The organism is Mesorhizobium onobrychidis, from assembly GCF_024707545.1.
In the GTDB taxonomy this organism is placed as follows: domain Bacteria; phylum Pseudomonadota; class Alphaproteobacteria; order Rhizobiales; family Rhizobiaceae; genus Mesorhizobium; species Mesorhizobium onobrychidis.
In genome coordinates, this window is sequence record NZ_CP062229.1 from 6,551,220 (window position 1) to 6,569,070 (window position 17,851).

A 17,851-nucleotide genomic window follows, 5' to 3' on the forward strand; every position below is an offset into this window, starting at 1 on the left:
TCAATAGCGCAATGCGGCCGATTCGGCTCGGCGCTCGTAACGTTCGAAATCGATGTCGTTTTCAAGTAGTGGCGAAACCCCGGCCCCTTCCGGTCGCGCGGTGACGACGACGCCCCAGTCCCGCAGTATTCCTACTGCCGTTTCGATTGCGCGCGGTATGACTGCCTTGACAGGCGTCGTCAGCGGGCCGCCCCAGTCCTCGAGACCCAGCGGCTGGCACCCGATGAGAACCAGCCGATCGGGACAGTGCCCCATGAGGTCAGCGGCGCTCAGCACCTCCTGGAAGCCGGTCTGATGCAGGCTCATCTTCTTGGCGCCAGTAAATTTCGGCACCTCGTCGTCTTCCACGATCTTTATCGTGCCCGGCTCGAGGCCGTAGTCGATGGCGTCGAACACGATCAAACGATCGTGTTCATTGACGAACTGCACGAGATAGAGCCCCTGCGTGCCGCCATCGAGGACGGTGACGTTGTCGGGCACCCGATACGCCTTGTGGAAGGTTTCCACCGCGCGCACGCCGAAGCCTTCATCGGCCCAGAGGATATTGCCTATGCCAAGCACGAGAATCCGAGGGGAAGGCGAAGAGGCCAAGGGATTTGGGGCGACCATCTAGTCCTCACTGTCCTTGAAGAGCCGTTCGCCGGAAATCATCGACGAGATGATGCTCTGTCGGCTCATAATGTCCTCGCGGATCGCCACATAAATGTGAACCATGACGAAGACGAGGATTACCCACATGCCGAGATGGTGGAATGTGTGGATGTCCTGGCTGTTGGACCAGATCGAGAACACCCAGCCGAAAAGCGCATATTCCCAGCCGTCGCGGCCGGCACCCTCGCTATAGAGCCCAAAGCCGGTGATCACCATGAAGAAGAGCGGCACGGTGAACATCAGGAACATGGTGAACTGGGAAAGCGGGTTGTGGCCGACATACTTCGGCTGCCGGGCCAAGAACGTGTACCACCGCAACTCATGCAGCCATTCCTTCCAGAAGCGGCCGCTCCAGAAGGGCACATAGAAGATCTGGCGGGCATGGATATTGCCGACAAAGGCCCAGTAGACCCTGAGGATAAGGAACACGGCAAGGACCTGCCCCGCCGCGAAGTGGATGAAGCGGATATACCCCATCAGGAAATTGGCGATGGCCTCGCCCGGCACGGAAGGCAGCGGCGAGCTGATGAAATAGCCGGTTAGCGCGAGCGTCAGGATCGAGACGGCGTTGACCCAGTGCCAGATGCGCACCGGGGCTTCGTAAACATAGATGCTCTTGTGCTCGACGGCCTTTTCACCGTCGGCGTCGGCGGCTGCGAGAGTTTCATGGATATGACTTATCCTCCTCACCGGACCTGGACCTTGGCCATTTCCTGACCGTCCGGGCTCATGACATGCGTCGAGCATGCTAGGCACGGATCGAAGGAATGGATGGTCCTGAGGATTTCGAGAGGTTGGGTGGGGTCTGACATCGGCGTATCCATCAACGAAGCCTCGAAGGCGCCAATATTTCCTGCCGGATCGCGAGGGCTGCCGTTCCATGTGGTGGGCACGACGCACTGGTAGTTGTCGATCTTGCCGTCCTTGATTTTGATCCAGTGCGCGAGCGCGCCGCGCGGGGCCTCGGTAAAGCCGACGCCCCTGACCTCCTTGGGCCAGGTTTCCGGCTTCCACTTGTCGACATGGGCCGTAGAGAGGTCGCCGGCCCTAATATTGGCAATCAGCTTGTTCCGGAAATAGCGCATCTGGTGGCCGGCCCAGCTCGATTCGAGCGCACGGGCTGCCGTGCGGCCGAGTGTCGAGAAGAGGGCTGAAACTGGAAGGCCGAGATCCTTGAGCACCTTTTCGATCGGGTCCTTGAACTCCGCCTTGTTCTGGGCGTAGCCGACGACCCAGCGGGCGAGTGGCCCGACCTCCATCGCATGGCCGCGCCAGCGCGGCGCCTTGATCCAGGAATATTTAGCGGCCTCGTCGAGCTGCTCGATATTGGTCTTCGTCCCCTTGGCGTTGGGGCCGAGTTCGTAGTGTGGCTCGGTAACCCCGTCCCAGGGATGCAGGCCCTTTGTCTCGTCGGGATATTTGTACCAGGAATGGGTAACGAATTCCTGGATCTGTTCGGGATCCTCATGGTCGACCGGCAGCACTTCGACGAGATTGCCATTGATGATCGCGCCGCGCGGCAGCTTCAGGCTTGCCTCGGAGTAGTCGTTGACGTGCTCGGGTACGTCGCCATAGGCTAGCACGTTCTTGCCCGACAGACCGCCTCCATAGAGCCAGTCCTTGTAAAAGGAGCCGATGGCCATGATGTCGGGGACGTATACCTTGTCATTGAACTCGATAATCTGGTCGATGATCGAGGTGACCATGTTAAGCCGCTCCATGTTGATCGCGCCGACCGCACCAGTACCGTCGATATTGATCGGACAGGGTACCCCGCCAACCAGCCAGTTTGGATGCGGGTTCTTGCCGCCGAAGATCGTGTGGATCTTGACGATCTCCTTCTGGAAGTCGAGCGCCTCCAGATAATGCACCACCGCCATGAGATTGGCCTCAGGCGGCAGCTTGTAGGATGCATTGCCCCAATAGCCGTTCTTGAAGGGTCCGAGCTGGCCTGACTCGACGAATTTCCTGAGCCGAGTCTGGATGTCTTTGAAATAGCCTGGAGAGGAAAGCGGCCAGTCGGACACGGACTGCGCGAGCGCCGAGGTCGCCTTCGGATCGGCGGAGATCGCAGAGATCACGTCCACCCAGTCGAGCGCATGAAGATGGTAGAAGTGCACGACATGGTCATGCACCTGCAGCGCCAGCTGCATCAGGTTGCGGATCGAATTGGCATTGTCCGGGATGGTGATGCCGAGCGCATTCTCGACCGCGCGTACAGAGGTCAGCGCATGCGTGCCGGTGCAGACGCCGCAGATGCGCTCCGTGAATGCCCATGCGTCGCGGGGGTCGCGGTTCTTTAGGATGACTTCGATGCCGCGCCACATGGTGCCGGTCGAGACCGCATTCCGGATGATGTTGTTCTCATCGACATTGACCTCCACCCGCATATGTCCCTCGATGCGGGTGACGGGATCGACGACGATGCGCTTGCCCGAATTGTCCAGTGTGAAGCCGTTGGGTGTTTGAATTGTCACGATGCTGTTCCTCCCCGAGAGTGATTATGATGCGTCGGCTTTTTCGCGCTTGGTGGTCACGCGCTTGAAGGCGGTTACCGCGGCATGGGCGGCGATTACGCCACCCACGATGCCGGCGGCGGTCATGCCGACCTTGTCGGCGTTGGCCTCGACGCCGAACTGGTGGAGGTTCGTCAGACGGTCATAGAAGCTGCCGTTGTCCCAGAAGCCGTCTTCCGAGCAGCCGATGCAGCCGTGGCCTGACTGGATCGGGAAGGAAACGCCCCCGTTCCAGCGCACGGTAGAGCAGGCATTGTAGGTGGTCGGGCCCTTGCAGCCCATCTTGTACAGACAGGAGCCCTTGCGTGCGCCCTCATCGTCCCACTCCTCGACAAACTGGCCGGCATCGAAATGCGGTCGGCGGTAGCACTTGTCGTGGATGCGCTGCGAGTAGAACATCTTGGGCCGGCCCTGCCGGTCGAGTTCCGGCAGCTTGCCGAAGGTCGTGATGAAGGTGACGACCCCGGTCATCACCTCCGCGATCGGGGGACAGCCTGGTACCTTAATGATCGGCTTATCGAGGATGACCTTGTCGATCGGTGTCGCCTGGGTCGGGTTCGGATTGGCCGCCTGGACGCAGCCCCAAGAGGCGCAGGCGCCCCAGGCGATAATCGCCATGGCATCCTCGGCCATCCACTTCAGCTTCTCAACGAAGGGTTTGCCGCCGTCGATGCAGAACATGCCGTCCTCGTTGAGCGGCGGATTGCCCTCCACGGCGAGGATGTACTTGCCCTTGTACTTCTCCTTCGTCTCTTTGAGAATCGCCTCCGCTTGATGGCCGGCGGCCGCCATGATCGTATCGTCGTAGTCGAGCGAGATCATCGACAGCACGACGTCTTTGACGAGCGGATGGGCCGAGCGGATGAAGCTCTCCGAACAGCAGGTGCATTCGAGCCCATGCATCCAGATGACGGGAACACGTTCCTTGGTCTCGAGTGCTTCAGCCATCGCTGTCGCGGCACCCGGGCCGAAACCGAGGCTCGCGGCCGTCAGGCTGCAGAACTTGGTGAAACTGCGCCGGGTAATCCCCTGGCGACGAATGACGTCATATAAGGTTTCGGCAGCTGCCATGTTGCTACTCTATGCCCCATCGCATCGCCCGGATGGAGGCCGGGCTCTGTCAGAATGCTTGCAGCAAGAAGCGGACCAATTTTCATTATTTCGACCATTTTCTTGCTACAGATTTGAAATGTTTGGCGTTTTTTTAAACGGCCTCCGGTGGGCGGTCGGCATGGCGAAAGCGGGCCGGAAAGTCGGCTTTCACCGCTGAAAACTGTCTTACCGCCGCCGCGCGGCGCCAACTGCATCCCAATGCGCGGTGCAGTCATGCAGGGATCGAAGGAGCGGATCACATGCTGCAGCACCGCGGACTTCGAGCCCAGTCCACCGGTATCGAGCCCGGCAAGCGCCGCTTCGAGCGGCCTCTTCTTGGAAGGCCGCCTATAAATCGGGCAGCTGAACTTCTTCGGTGAGATCGCCCATCTGACGGAGCCCGCCGCCTTCAGTCGCCGGCTTGCCGAGGTCCTCCGCCGCCGCGAGTGCTGCGGCTGCCGCCGGTTCGCCAACGGGGTTCTGGCGCATGTCTGGACACCCGGCGGTCCAACAGGCTCTGCGCGACCACTACTTCGACGAGCTCGGTCTTCCTCGCCTCTATGTCTCCGCCCAAGCTTAATTCGGTCGAACCGTCGTGGTACGTGACCCGTATGCCCGGTGGTGGGCAGGGGCACCGCCGCGAGGCGGCTCCTATCCGACCAATGTCGGATTTCCGACGATGTCGGATTTCCAACAGGATGGCAAATCCGCTAGCGCATTGCGTGACGCTGTCACGTTGTCTGCGTATGAACGCGCTGAAGCGGTGTACGCTACTGTCAGCAGAGCGCAGTCACGGCCTTCCACTCCGCCATTGCGTTCAGACGGTGAAGATGGATCTGAAACGCGGAGTGTCTTGAGCGAGGTGGAACGAAGAGGTTGCGGAGGGGCGGAGAAGATCGAGACGAAGCGCTGAGGGATTTCCGGTGATCGGAAGCCCTGCATCGTTCGCTCCCGTTTTCGCAACGGCATATGGCCCCAGTGCATTATTGGGACATAGATTACGGTAGGGATGTCGGCGATCATGAGGCGCCAATCCTAAGCGGCAGGAACCCTTCACCATCGACCATGAGATGGTCTGACCAGACGTAATCGCCCGTGATGTTGATATGGTCCCAGCCCAACGGCGAGAGCTGGTGGATTATCCGCTTATCGAATGCCGTTCCGCGCCGGCGCAAGAACGTGCGCTCCATGTACGCTCATTGCGGAATTGCTCGCGGCGGATTCGCTTACAGAATGCGGATCGATCGTGATCGATCAGTACTTGGGCGCTTCATAGCATAGGCGAAACATTTTAGACTCTCATTTACGAGCATTTGCCAGAGGTCAGCCGGAGCGCGAGCCCGGCGTCGGCGGTGAGCCACTTGGACGGCAGCAACGTCTTCAAAAACCGTTGGAATGTGCGTGGGGCCGGTGGACGAAGGCGTGGGATCGGCCTAGACGACGTTCGCAACTCCCTGAATCCCTCCGAAAGTACCACTATGAGGCAGCAGCAGCGCCCCTTTGTCGTCGAGATCAAACAGAAGCGTGGGCTCGTGAAGCGGCCACAGTCCATCTGGGGCGGCGTCGACCTGGCCGCGATCGCGAACGATGTCGCGGAAACGAAGACGGACGGTGCGATCGCGGAAACGACGCCGCAGCCGATATTTCCCGATGAAGATGTTCGTTCTCAGCCCATACTCACCACCGGTGAAGTAGTATCCGACGCCAAGCACGTGACCATGCCCGACGCGTCGCTTCCCGAGCCGTCAATGGCTGAGGAAGCGAAGATTCCGGAGACATCGAACGCACCGGCTGGCGTCAGACGGACCCGCAGCAAGAAGCGGTAGCAGAAAGATGCGCCTTTGCCGTGTGGTGAACGATGGAAGGGACGCGGCGCCTGCCAGTGAGTGCTGCGGCAGAGCCGACATCACCGATAGGCGACGGCATCAGGATTGGAATCTGCCCTTGTCGAACTATCCGATGGCGGGAAAATTTCTTCTTTGGCGGCAGTACCGTGCTGACGTTGGCCCGCCGAATTTCCGTCCTGCCGGAACGCGCATCGTCACCAACATGATCGATACAGCCATCGCAGCTGCCGAAGAACACCGGCACGTCATGCTGGGCGGCGATTTCAATGTCGATTTCCAGACCGCGACAGTATTTGCCGGTCTGCGTATCTTGGCGATCAGCACGATATCGCTTTCATCGCCGTGCATCCAGCGCTTAGCGTCTTCGACCCATGAACAGGCGCGGAAAATCGTCATTCTCGCCGATCACACCAAATTCGGCTCGTTGGCGCGCTACCGGATCCTTCTCATTCCGCGAAACGTCACGCATCGGCACTCACGACGATCCGTATGCGCCCTGATGATAGATCAATGCCGGGCCCGGCTCTCCGCTCGCCACATATCGGACGCTGCCGAGGATCAGCGCGTGGCTGTGGCGGACGATCATGTCTTCGACCGCGCAGTCAACGGCGGCAAGCGCCCCGTCGAGTGCCAACGCGCCGGTTGCAAGTCTAAGCCAGCGGGCCCCCTCGTAACGTTCTACCCCCGCCAGGCCATCGCGTCCGGCGAAGCGGTCGGCAATCGCAACCTGGTCGGCACGCAGCACGTTCACGCAGAAATGCCTATGCCGCCTGATTGCTGCCCAGGTTGACGAGTTCAGGTTGATACTGACGACCATCACCTCCGGCTCGACGGACAGTGAGTGGGCGGTCGTAACGGTTGCGCCCGTCCTTCCGTCGCCAATACCTGCAGTAACCACGGACACGGCTCCAGCCAGGTGACGCATGGCAGATTTCAGGGGGATCCGGGTTTCAATCAGGGGAACGCGCTCGGTTAATGTCATCTGGACAGCCTCATTGTGTTTTGCAGCTTCACGACGCCTCACGACGCAAGGCCGTCTTGGTACCCAAGCCAATGGTGGATTTCGGCGGCGATGCGCTCGGCATGCGCGGTGACTTCGGGAATTCCCATCAGTTCGCCAACGCTGCCGCGCGCCAGCGGCCCACTGACGAAAATGCTGCCAAACGGCCGCCCGGATGTGCCGACCGCACGGCCTTGGCTGTCGGTCTCCAAGCCGAGTCCAATCGGGTCGAGCCGGGCCAATCCCATCCGCGCGAGCGCCGCAATCGCCGTTCTGGTCCGCAAGATATCGGCATGCGCCGGCCCGGTTGTCACGATCACGCTGTCAAAAGCCTCGGCAATGAGACGCCGTTGGCCACGCAGTTGCTGCCTGACGCGAATGCGTCCGTCGATCTGATCGGCGCCGACAATCGATGCGGCGCGATAGGCAAGCCTGCCCTCGGCAACCTGGCGATCGAGCACGTCCATGATCTGTGGCGCAACACGGAAGCGATGCACATCCCACAGCGCGCGAAGATGGCGCACCAGACGGCGCTGCTCAGCGAGCGGCAAAGCCTGCCAGATGACCTGTCCCTGCCGCCGGACGGCGTCGAGGACGGGATGCCAGTCTTCGCCAGCCCGAGCGGCTGTAGCAATCGCGGTGCGGATGCGCCTGAGCAGCACTGTGGCGCTGCGTGAAGGCAGGGTGGTAAAGTCGCCGGCCGGATCGACTGCTTTCAAAGCATGTCCGCGCGATCTGTAACCATGGCGCGAAAGTGCCGTGATGCGGCCGCGATGGCCCTTGCGGTGAAGCGTCGCGATCACGTCCGCCGATGTCAGTCCGGTGCCGACGATGAGAACATTGTCATTGCGGCCGACCGCTTCCAGCCTCTCCAGATCATAGGGATTGGCCACCAGCCCGGCCTTGCCAGCCACGGACTGCAGGGCCAACGGCAAGGCCGGGGGCGGATGCGTCGTCGCAATGACCAGAGCGTCTGCCACAAGCGCTGCGCCGTCAGCAAGGATCAGCCGGTAGCGCTCACCACTGCGTTCGACCGAAGCAACGGCGGATCTGACATGCCGGATCGTTTTGCTTTGGAGAAAGCGCTGGAGGTGGTCTTCCACGTAACGGCCGAAAATACGGCGCTGCGGGTAGAGCGCTCCATTGGCGGCAATAATCCCGGCATCGTCCGCAATGGCGCTGGTTCGCTCCAGCCAGTCGGCAAAGTGGCTGTCCTGGCCAGAGATCAGCGTCATCCGCGATGCCGGCACATTGGTGCGGTGTGAAGGATCACCGGTCGAATAGGCCAGACCATAGCCGAGCCCTTCGCGCGGTTCGATGACCACGATCTCGGATGCGCCCGCCGGCAGCAGCCGCGCCAGGTGAAACGCAGTCGCCGCGCCGGAGAATCCGCCCCCGACAATCGCTACGATCGGTTCGCCGGCGCTCAAGACTGGCTCGCGCGCAGCGCCGAGGGCCGATGATCGCCGGCCACTGTTTCACCGAAGGGCCCCATATTGACAGCCGTGGGGCGCGACGAGATTTCGTGATCAAGTGGCAACAGCGGCAACACCAGTTCGCCGAAGCGATAAGCCTCCTCCAGATGCGGATAACCGGAGAGGATGAAGGTATCGATTCCGATACGCCGGTATTCGTCGATCCGCTCCGCAACAGTCGCCGCGTCGCCGACCAGCGCGAGCGGATACCACCAGTTCAAATCCGGCGAGATGAAGCGCACCGATCAACGCGGCATGCGTGAGGTTACTTGGACTCCAACAACCTGTCCGCGGCCGGTTCCGCGGACGAGACTCATAGAGCCACCGCCATCTGCTACTTCCAGGCAAGGTCTGCAAAACTTCCCTGTGCCTGAATGCCCTTGGAGGAGCATTGCCCACCTTCGGTAGTCCAGATCCTACGCCTCCAGTAAGGCCAGCACGAATGATCCATCCCTTCTCGGTCCAGTTGAGGGGTTCCGACCTCGACAATCGGATTCGAAGCGTAAACCTCCGCTCGTTTTATTTCTCAGCCTCTACACCACTTCCGACTTTAGCTCTACGCCAGCGACGTCGATCGAATGGGAACATAATGTAATCGCGCACGGTGAGCGGCTCGGGCTGGTCTCGGAGGCCAACTTCCGGCCACTCGTTCTTTTTTGGCCAGTATGCCGTTAGAAAAATCGTGTCCCAGAGAGTTGTAAAGAACCCGTAGTTTCGGTGCCGGTGACGCGGCTCCAACGAGTGGTGAATGCGGTGGAACTTATTGTCGCCAAGGATATATCGAAGCGGCCCAAGATTGATGCGGGTGCTAGAGTGTGAAAGATGGGCCTGAAAAGTAATCAGCGTCATGGCAACAGCGGGCACTACGCCAGATTCGAAGTGGAACAGCGCGAGTGGTAGTGCCACAAGACCTGCGTAAACGAGTGGCTCGGAAACGTGATGATGGCAATTCCATGCCGTCAATTCGCGGATCGAGTGGTGAGTAGCGTGCATGCGCCAGAGGAATGGAACAGCATGCTGAGCGCGGTGCATCCAGTAGTAAAAGAAGTCGCCCGCAATCGCGACCAAAACGCCTGAAAGGACGGCCAATCCATTGCTAATGATTGCGTTGTCAGAGTGAAGCAACGTACCGAAATTGATCGTCACGAGCGGCTTTATCCCTAACCAGGCCAAGCCCACAGCGTAGAAGTGCCAGATAAAAGCACCGAATCCGAGGCGAATAATCCAATTTCGTACGCCGCGAACGTATGATGCAAAGCTGTATCGATAAGCCGGAAAGGTTAGCTCCAGCGCGGCGCAAAAGGTTGCGAACATTACAACCAGCCCAAACGATTTCACGAAGATCTGGGTCACGTGGTTAATATCGAGAACGTGCATTTGTTTGCTCCTGCGAATCCTTCAAAATGAGGGACTCTCATCAACGCAGTGTCTTCGTCACGAGGGCGAGACCAATGTTATAAATCTCCAGCGCAGCCCTAAACTCGAGCCGGCATCCGGACCGATATCCGCGCAGAAATCACGGCGCACCGCAGGATGTGCTATGCAGCATTTTCACAGATCGGTAAAATCAGTTGGTTGGATAGGACCCATCCATGTCCCAAATGGTTGGAGGAGCCCAATAGACAAGAGGTTTGCGCGAAATGACCAACTATGCGCCGGTGTGTCGAGGCGGTACAGCAGAGGTTGCCTAGCCAGCAGCGTTGCGAACGGAGATCGTGTCTCAGGAAGTTCTCTAATCGCCTTCGTCAATAGGCTCCTTCTCTCCTCGTTGGTGCAGCGCCTGCCGGGCTCAGGGTTCTCTCCGGGGTCGATCGCAAGGATCGCCGCATGTTTGCGTTGGAACGGGTGGGGTCGAAGTGGTGTTCGCGGTTCCGTAGGACCGCATGCATGGGAGCGACCTCATCCGCGCAGCGTCCCGGCAAGGACGCATCTCGGGAACTGGAGTTGATCGGGAAATCGAAAGCTCCTTGTCAGGCTGCAGCGACGGCGCGGCGGAACGGCTCATTCGTCTTCCATATGGCGTGGAGGATGACGGCAAGCTTGCGCGCCACCGCGACCTTCGCCTTCTTGGGATCAGAACAAGAGCAGTGCGAAAATCGATGGGATGGAAGGCTCCCGCTCCGCCGGTGCTAGATACGCATCGGTTAGGATTGACAAACCGGGAGCGTTCGAATGGAAGAGAATTCTACCGTTGACATCGACCTTGCGAAGTCAGTGTTCCAGATTCATGCGATTGATGCCCGCCGGCAATGTTATCGTCCGGCGACAGTTGCGTCTCAGCAGATGTTGAAGTTCTTCGAGCAGTTGGCGCCTTGCCCATTGGGATGGAGGCGTGCGGCACTGCCTACTACTGGGCGCGAATTAGGTATCGGTGACATGGGCATGGCCGAGGTAGTGTGCTGAGGGCAACGATTTGGCGGCCGACGGCATCGCGTGCCGGCACTGCTCGTCTTCGGTGCTTTCTCGCTCTCTTCACTTCATCAACATCTTCCAGCTGCTGATGAATTTCACTGGCGAGCGCGAGTAGCGACTGTCCGTTGTGGGCGAGGGCGAGGTAGCCGGAGAGATCCTCCGGCCACAATTAGTTGCGCAACACCCAACCACACCTTGAGTCCCCAAGAGCTTTTGCTTAGTCTGCCACAGCACCGGCCTTCAACAGCGGCCCGCGAGGACATGTGGCACAAGACAGCCAAACCCTTCATGGCGACGGCATCTCGGCTGTCATAATCGGGCAGGGTGCCGAACTTGTGTCGCTGCAGGATGCGCAAGGATTTGAGTTCCTGTGGCAGGCCGGGCCGGCCTGGCGGCGCCATTCTCCGGTGCTGTTTCCAATTGTCGGCCGGCTAAAGGGCGATCAACTGCGTCACCGCGGCCAGACCTACACGATGACGCAGCACGGCTTCGCGCGCGACAAGCCTTTTGTGTGGGCGGACAGGGGGCCTCGATCCTGCACGCTGGTTCTTACCGACGACGCCGACACCCGCGCGCACTACCCCTTCGCTTTTCGCCTGGCCGTGACTTACACGCTGGAACGCCAGCAACTCGGCGTGACCTTCGAGGTCACCAACACAGGCGACGAGCTGTTGCCGGCCTCCATCGGTGCGCACCCGGCGTTCAACTGGCCGTTGCTGTCGGAGTTGCCTAAGGAGGCCTACCGCCTGACCTTTGCCGATGATGAGCCGGCGCTGATTCCTCGCCTGAAGGATGGCCTCCTGCTCGCAGCACCGCGGCCGACGCCGATCGAAGGCAGGACGCTTGCACTATCCGAACGGCTGTTCGATGACGACGCCGTCATCCTGGATCGGCCCGCAAGCACCAGCGTGCGCTACGCGGCAGAGCGTGGTCCGGCGATCGAAGTGTCATGGCAGGGATTTCCAGAACTGGGCATCTGGTCAAAGCCGGGCGGCGCCCCGTTCCTGTGCATCGAACCCTGGCACGGCATAGCAAGCCCTGTGGACTTCGATGGCAACTTCATCGATAAGCCGGGCCTGATGCTGGTTGCACCGGGGGCGAAGCGGTCGCTTAATTACCGGATCAGGCTGGAGGGTTCGTTGCGCGTCCGAGACGCCGAAGGTCATGATGGCCACACGTGGCAATGATCATTCTCAGCATGTGGCAGACGTGGACCGCGCATTTGGCTGTTTGTGAGCAGCCATATCACGCGATGATGAGCGGCCGATTCGCCCAACCTGTTCATTGATTCAGGTGTTTGCGGCTGCGTCAAGAGCATGGGCGCGAGCTTGTGTTCGCATGCTTTCTCGGTGAGTCGAAGGCGGTAAGCGTTGTGAACGAGGATGATGACACTGGTGCGCTCGTAGAGCTTCGAGACGAGGTGGAAGAGCAACTGCCCGCCGCCCTGGGCGAGGGGGAGTTAGCCGACTCATCGACATCGCCAAGCGGGTCGGGCCGCATACGCTACGCAACAGCTTCGCCACCCACCTTCTTGAAGACGGCACCGACATTCGGGGCATCCAGGTCCTGCTTGGGCAGCCAAGCTCGACAACACCGCCTTCTACACCAACGCCGGACCCGCACGGTACGCTCCGTAACCAGTCCGCTCGACAAGCTTGGCCTGTTCAAGCAGGCACAGAGCTCGCCCGACGGCTGAGCGCCTCGATCGAGTCGCCGACATGTTCCGTGCTTCCTGGCCTGCCTACCGGGTCGCCCATGCAGGGCAGCTCAGCCTCGTCCACCTCAAGGTCATGTCGGCGATCGAGCATTGTCGCACCGCAGCACTTGGTGGACAGGTCGAGGCCTGCGAGGACTGTGGCCACTGACGCATCGCACAACAGCTGCCTTATGGGCAGATCCAGTAATGGGGAGCTGGAGTGCCGGCATCGGCATTTTTCGGTGAATTGTTGCGCTTTTTGTCTCCATAACAACGCGGTCCTGCGCCTCCGTCAGCTCGGCCACCGATGGCCGGTCACAAACGGAGACAAGCATGTTGGAGACTTACTTCTCGGCATCGAAGCTTCTGGGGCATCTGCGGAGCGGGCCAAGCGGACCATACCTTGACGGTTTCGCGGCCGCGCTCGAACGGCAAGGCTATAGTGCCGGCACGGCCGCGCGATATTTGCGGGCGGCAGCTCACCTCGGCCATGTCGTGGCTCGGCAAGGGGCAATGCCCAGCGACATTGATCTGGCGGTGTTCTGCGAGCACTTGCGCACTTGTCGATGTCCGCGCGCCATGGGCGGGCGTCGCAACCACCACACCATTTTCGGCGCCAGGCTCTTTCGCCAGCACCTTGTCGAAATCGGCGTTTGCCAGTCCGCCGCTGCCGCATTGCAGCATGCCGAGCCGTGCACCGCGGGGCGTCCGCTCCCACCATCAAGCTCTACGCCCGCGACGCCGCCCATGATGGCGGCACTCGGGGACGATCCGAAGGGCCTTTGCGCGCCGCTAGTCAAAGTCGCCGCCTGGCTGTCGCCAGCAACGCTGCACCTCAGCGTCAACGACCCAATGGCGCCGTCTCTCGCGTCGCAGATAGTCCTGCATCGCGGCGACGAGCGCCGCCCAAGAGCGATCGGCGAGATCGCTCCGGTGCCTCGGACACACTGTCGAGCCCTAAATCCCCATAGCCTCGCCCGCCATCCCGCGGTTCAGTTCAATCAGGCTTCAATGTAGTCGCGACCCGTGCGTGCCCGCCCAATCGCGCCCGCGACTACACAGAACCCTCCAGAATCCCTTAAATCGCGACACGCTTTTAAGTGGTCAACAAGGACTTACAGAACGCGGGAGTGAGCTTGCCGCGGTGGATTGCGACGCTTTCGTGGGTCGCAGCACGGGCCTCCTCCCACTGCCGATTGTGACCACGCTGTTGATTGGATTTGACATGGCAAGCGGCGAACTCGGCGGTGTCCAGCGTTGCCAACTGCCGCGCATATACCGGGCGTTTCGTATGAATGTGGACCCACATCGGACTCGGCTTTGTACCATTGTGCAGCGCCTTGGGCTGGAGCCTGATCTCGAACAGAGAGCCCGGCTCGTGATGCAACGTATACGGCTGACCCGGTGTGATCAGCTCCCCGGCCGTCCGCAATTGCTCAAGGTACTTCTGCGACGGAAGTGCGTAGGTCTTCATGCAATCGATCGCAATAGGTTGCTCGTTCAATGCCTTCGCCAGTCCCTGAGCCTGGCTCAACATGTTGTTTAGCTGTTCTTTGTCTTTGTGGAATTTAGGTATTTGCCCACTCGAGAGCAGGAGGAGCAAACGCGGCTCCTTAAACGCTGCCAGACAGGCCTCCATCTCGGCGGCTTGGGTCTGAAGACGATCGACCACAGTGTCGGCGATGTGTTCGGCGTCCTCGGGGCTCATCTTGCGCGCTTGCGAGATTTTGCTTTGCAGACCAGCCAGATCGAACTGCAGGAGTTCGGTCAACCTTGCGAGTAGTGGCGTCAGCATCTCCTCCTTGGCTGGGGGGGTGTGCCAGGTCTCCAAGCGTGCTGCCGCCTCCTCTGCACTCTTCTGCGCCTCCTCGGCACTCTTCTGCGCCTGCTCTGCACTCAAGAGCTTCTTCGTACCTAGATTCGTGCGTATGAGCACCTTGGCTGCCGGCGCCGGGTCTTTGACGCCCGCAGCGATTTGCGGCGACTGTTGGCCGACGGCCGAATTGCTAGCGCCGGCGACCGAGGTGCTAGCGCCAGCGGCCTGCTTGGACTTGCCTTTCCCCTTCCCCTTCCTAGGCGCTGCGGCCGGTATTCCAGCGCCCGTGTCCGCCGGCGGTGCAACGATGGCCGGCCAGTCCGGCTGCAGTGCCAGTAGGTGCCCAACATGGTCCGCAGTGATCGACGCGTCCTTCGCGATCTCGTCCAACAGTTCTAGTGGGAGGCCGCCACTTGTAGGCTGATCGCTCAGGTTAGCGTGCATGTCCAGTAGCGCCGCTTCAAATTCCGAAAGCCGCTTGACGACGCCTTCCAAAACGGCGCAATGATCTGCGTCGAGCGGGCGTCCCGTGTCGTCCCTAACAGCAGGTACTGCCGACGTGAATGCCGGAGCAACGTCGTCCACGAAGGTATCCAGCAGAGGCAGCCGCCCCTCTTTAAACATGAGGATTTCCCTCACTGCTGGTTCGAACGTGCCCTCCTGCGACTCAATTTTGACGTGCGCCGAATCGATCCGCGCCAATCCCAGCGCGAATCGAGCAAGCATCAGCTCGCCGGTCGTCCTGCGCATGAGGATCTGATTTTCCCGCCGTATGTCGGCCGTTGGATTTGGTAAGCTGGCTCTGGTGGCGGCGGCGTATCGCTGCCGTTCGCAGCCCGAAATCCTCTTTTCCCACCAGTTTATTTGGGCAACATGCGCCTTCGCCACGCTGAGGTACATTTTGGTCACCTGGTCCGGGCTAGCCCGGGATTTAAGCTCCCTGACCATTTCTAGCGATTGGGTTATGTACGCTTCCAACTTCGTGCGAGTCGGTTCTGTCAGTTTGCAGTGGTTCTCCACCGCAACAAGCATGACGTCGCAGCATTGACGCACTTTCCTGTCGGGCATAGTGCTCCGCGCCAAAGCTGGCGACGGGCTCAGGCTCGCGTAATGATCCAGAACTGCTAAGCCTGCAACTACGACCCGGTCCATCGGTTCTGGCTCGTCGGGGGTTTGCACCGCGGACTGACGGCAAGCGAGCAGTTCCCCAAAGAGCTCGTCCATTCGTCCCTGGGGTGACACGGAAATGGGGACCGCCACACCCGAAGGTGGCGGCTGGCTGGCGAGCGGCGCCAGGGTTTCGCCGTCAGACATTGAGTGAACACTGCGCCGCCGAAGACGAGCTGCACGTGACGGGCCGGCTGCATGCCGCGCAGTGTCCAGGGCTCGGTCTACGCCAACGGAGGAACCGGACTGCCTGTCGCGCAGGGTATCATCGGCACCGCGATTCATTGGAACGGAGGGCGTCCTTCTATCTATGGCAACAGAGCGCATCTGCTCCACGACGGCATCGAACGACTGGCCGCCTTCCCCAGGCGCAAGACTTGATTGCGAGCGCGAACTGCTCGCCTCCCCCGCCCTGCCGGCTCTGTTTTCAGTCCGCGATCTCCCAGATGTGCCAATGCCCGTCATATTCCGTCTCCGTTATAGGCGAGAATGTGTTTGTCTATTGATGTTGGGGCTGATGTCGCTGAGCGCTCGTGCATCCAGGCTTTCATGAGTGCAATGCGCCTCGTCAGCTTCGCCAATGCGCGTGTGGTGCGCATTGGACGGGCGACCGATTCACTATTCCAAGATTCTCACGCCGTCTTTCCGCGCCGCCAGGCCAGTTAGGCACGGCGCGTCTAGATAGATCGCTTGGCTGACGATTAGCTGACAAAGAGTTTTTTCTGGACGCGCGAAATCCGACCTGCCTCAAGCGTTTAACCATTGGTGGAAAACCCAGGCCTGCACCGGCCTCGCGAAGCGCCGGATCAGGTCGTCTGGGTTGCGAAGGGCGCTGTCACTTTGTCGAGGGATCACGTGAAGGGACAAAGACGCGGTAGCACACGCAGTGCTGGGTCACCGGTTTGCAACCGCGTTGAGGCGATGGGAATGTGTGGCATTCAGAGCTTTGGAGCAGACAGATCGGGACGAAGAGATTAGGCAGAACGATATGATCGACATGAAGCGTTTCCACCTCGCTTGCGGCCGCCGCGTTTTGCTAAAGCGTGTCGCGATTTAAGGGATTCAGGATTGATCGGGATAGGGGGACGCCTCGCGGCGCCGCCCCTCCCACACCACCGGGCATACGGATCACGTACCACGGCGGTTCGACCGGATTACGCTTAGACAGAGACATAGAGACGGGGGAGGCCGAGCGACTCGAAGTGATGGTTGCGCAGGGCCTGTTGGACCGCCGGGTGTCCTGACATGCGCCAGAATCCCGTCGGTGAACCGGCAGCAACCGCGGCCCGGAGCTTTGGCACGCCACGACGGCGCAGCTCCTTGTAGCGGTTGTGCCCGTTCCCCCATTGCCGCCAAAGATACATGCGTAGTCTTCGGCGGGTCCACGCTTCCAAGTTCGTAAGCACCCGCGGGGTCTGGCAGAAGCCGAAGTAGCCGCGCCATCCGATGAGGTATGGCTTCAGCTCCTTGACCAGCTGCGGCAGACTTATGCCCCGGGTCCGGCGTGTCATATCCCGGATCAGCGCCTTGAATTTGGCGAGGGCCTTCGGCGCGATGCGCCGCTCGCTCCCGTCATTCGCGATGCTGAATCCCAGGAACTTCCGCTCCTCCGGCCGCGCCACCGCGCTCTTCGCCTCGTTGACCTTCAGCCGCAGCTTCTTGGTCAGGAACCGGCTTACGGAAGCCATGACCCGTTCGCCGGCGCGGCGGCTGCGAACATAGATGTTGCAGTCGTCGGCGTAGCGGCAGAAGCGGAGACCACGTCGGGCCAGTTCCCTGTCGAGGTCGTCGAGCAGGAGGTTACTCAGGAGGGGCGAGAGCGGACCGCCTTGCGGGGTTCCCTCGTCCACCGGACGGACCAAGCCGTCCTCCATCACCCCGGCATTGAGGAATGCCCGAATGAGTTTGAGCACACGCTTGTCCGCCACCCTCGCGGCGACGCGCGCCATCAGACTGTCGTGATTGACTCGATCGAAAAATCTTTCGAGATCAAGATCGACCACGTAGCTGTAGCCCTCGGCAATGTAGCATTGCGCTTGGGCTACCGCCTGATGAGCGGAGCGTCCCGGACGGAAGCCGTAGCTGTGCTCGGAGAATGTCGGGTCCCACTGCTCCTGGAGAACCTGCTGTCGATACCGGATCAATACTCCCCAGAAGTGCCGTTTGAATCTTCCCCAGT

14 protein-coding genes and 6 pseudogenes are annotated in these 17,851 nt (G+C 60.5%); 6 read left to right on the top strand and 14 right to left on the bottom strand.

Annotated elements, in window-relative coordinates; translation table 11 throughout:
• The 7 genes and pseudogenes from IHQ72_RS32385 to IHQ72_RS32415 all read right to left on the bottom strand — a co-directional run bounded on the left by IHQ72_RS32385 (window position 1) and on the right by IHQ72_RS32415 (window position 5,449).
• Window positions 1-609, bottom strand: a complete 609-nt coding sequence (locus tag IHQ72_RS32385; protein WP_258119817.1) for a HyaD/HybD family hydrogenase maturation endopeptidase — start codon at window positions 607-609, stop codon at window positions 1-3.
• Window positions 610-1,341: a Ni/Fe-hydrogenase, b-type cytochrome subunit gene (cybH, locus tag IHQ72_RS32390; protein WP_258119819.1), complete on the bottom strand. Its 732-nt coding sequence runs from the start codon at window positions 1,339-1,341 to the stop codon at window positions 610-612. It lies immediately after the preceding gene.
• Window positions 1,338-3,128, bottom strand: coding sequence for a nickel-dependent hydrogenase large subunit (locus IHQ72_RS32395; protein WP_258119820.1), 1,791 nt, complete (start codon window positions 3,126-3,128; stop codon window positions 1,338-1,340). The genes cybH and IHQ72_RS32395 overlap by 4 nt, the downstream gene beginning before the upstream one ends.
• A gap of 24 nt (window positions 3,129-3,152) precedes the next feature.
• Window positions 3,153-4,238: a hydrogenase small subunit gene (locus IHQ72_RS32400; RefSeq protein WP_258119821.1), complete on the bottom strand. Its 1,086-nt coding sequence runs from the start codon at window positions 4,236-4,238 to the stop codon at window positions 3,153-3,155.
• 369 nt (window positions 4,239-4,607) lie between these two features.
• Window positions 4,608-4,748, bottom strand: a complete 141-nt coding sequence (locus tag IHQ72_RS32405; RefSeq protein ID WP_258119822.1) for a hypothetical protein — start codon at window positions 4,746-4,748, stop codon at window positions 4,608-4,610.
• Between the two features lie 287 nt (window positions 4,749-5,035).
• Window positions 5,036-5,231: pseudogene (locus IHQ72_RS32410) on the bottom strand (IS6 family transposase); the annotation flags it as partial.
• Between the two features lie 47 nt (window positions 5,232-5,278).
• The gene (locus tag IHQ72_RS32415; RefSeq protein ID WP_374120295.1) at window positions 5,279-5,449 is read right to left on the bottom strand and encodes a Tn3 family transposase; all 171 of its coding nucleotides are present in this window, start codon (window positions 5,447-5,449) and stop codon (window positions 5,279-5,281) included.
• Between the two features lie 288 nt (window positions 5,450-5,737).
• Between IHQ72_RS32415 and IHQ72_RS32420 the strand changes: the two genes are divergently transcribed.
• The gene (locus tag IHQ72_RS32420) at window positions 5,738-6,085 is read left to right on the top strand and encodes a hypothetical protein (RefSeq protein ID WP_258119824.1); all 348 of its coding nucleotides are present in this window, start codon (window positions 5,738-5,740) and stop codon (window positions 6,083-6,085) included.
• A 126-nt stretch (window positions 6,086-6,211) separates the two neighbouring features.
• Here the strand turns inward: IHQ72_RS32420 and IHQ72_RS32425 are convergent, their stop codons facing one another.
• From IHQ72_RS32425 to IHQ72_RS32445, 5 genes and pseudogenes are all read right to left on the bottom strand, one after another.
• Complete coding sequence (locus tag IHQ72_RS32425) at window positions 6,212-6,502, bottom strand: hypothetical protein (protein ID WP_258119826.1); 291 nt, start codon at window positions 6,500-6,502, stop codon at window positions 6,212-6,214.
• Between the two features lie 79 nt (window positions 6,503-6,581).
• The gene (locus tag IHQ72_RS32430; protein WP_309508716.1) at window positions 6,582-7,088 is read right to left on the bottom strand and encodes a flavin reductase family protein; all 507 of its coding nucleotides are present in this window, start codon (window positions 7,086-7,088) and stop codon (window positions 6,582-6,584) included.
• A gap of 38 nt (window positions 7,089-7,126) precedes the next feature.
• Entirely contained in the window at window positions 7,127-8,536 is a 1,410-nt protein-coding gene (locus IHQ72_RS32435) for an FAD/NAD(P)-binding protein (RefSeq protein ID WP_258119828.1), read from the bottom strand.
• A pseudogene (locus tag IHQ72_RS32440) lies at window positions 8,533-8,781 on the bottom strand (alkanesulfonate monooxygenase); the annotation flags it as partial. The gene IHQ72_RS32435 and the pseudogene IHQ72_RS32440, both read right to left, overlap by 4 nt.
• A gap of 319 nt (window positions 8,782-9,100) precedes the next feature.
• Complete coding sequence (locus tag IHQ72_RS32445) at window positions 9,101-9,958, bottom strand: sterol desaturase family protein (protein WP_258119830.1); 858 nt, start codon at window positions 9,956-9,958, stop codon at window positions 9,101-9,103.
• Between the two features lie 795 nt (window positions 9,959-10,753).
• On the opposite strand from IHQ72_RS32445, the pseudogene IHQ72_RS32450 reads away from it, so the two are divergent.
• From IHQ72_RS32450 to IHQ72_RS32470, 5 genes and pseudogenes are all read left to right on the top strand, one after another.
• A pseudogene (locus IHQ72_RS32450) lies at window positions 10,754-10,941 on the top strand (IS110 family transposase); the annotation flags it as partial.
• A gap of 82 nt (window positions 10,942-11,023) precedes the next feature.
• A pseudogene (locus tag IHQ72_RS37255) lies at window positions 11,024-11,108 on the top strand (BAX inhibitor (BI)-1/YccA family protein); the annotation flags it as partial.
• A 148-nt stretch (window positions 11,109-11,256) separates the two neighbouring features.
• On the top strand, window positions 11,257-12,180 hold the full coding sequence (locus tag IHQ72_RS32455) for an aldose 1-epimerase family protein (protein WP_258119834.1): 924 nt from the start codon (window positions 11,257-11,259) through the stop codon (window positions 12,178-12,180).
• A 286-nt stretch (window positions 12,181-12,466) separates the two neighbouring features.
• A pseudogene (locus tag IHQ72_RS36975) lies at window positions 12,467-12,689 on the top strand (tyrosine-type recombinase/integrase); the annotation flags it as partial.
• Between the two features lie 22 nt (window positions 12,690-12,711).
• A pseudogene (locus tag IHQ72_RS32470) lies at window positions 12,712-12,852 on the top strand (transposase zinc-binding domain-containing protein); the annotation flags it as partial.
• A gap of 933 nt (window positions 12,853-13,785) precedes the next feature.
• On the opposite strand, the gene IHQ72_RS32475 reads toward IHQ72_RS32470, so the two are convergent.
• Together IHQ72_RS32475 and ltrA are read right to left on the bottom strand one after the other, a co-directional pair.
• Window positions 13,786-15,819 (bottom strand): T3SS effector XopP-like protein, encoded by a 2,034-nt coding sequence (locus IHQ72_RS32475; RefSeq protein WP_258119836.1) that lies wholly within the window; start codon window positions 15,817-15,819, stop codon window positions 13,786-13,788.
• A gap of 1,013 nt (window positions 15,820-16,832) precedes the next feature.
• Window positions 16,833-17,816 carry a group II intron reverse transcriptase/maturase gene (gene ltrA, locus IHQ72_RS32480; RefSeq protein WP_258119838.1) on the bottom strand — a complete coding sequence of 328 codons (984 nt, stop codon included), beginning with the start codon at window positions 17,814-17,816 and terminating at the stop codon, window positions 16,833-16,835.
• Window positions 17,817-17,851: the final 35 nt, after the last annotated feature.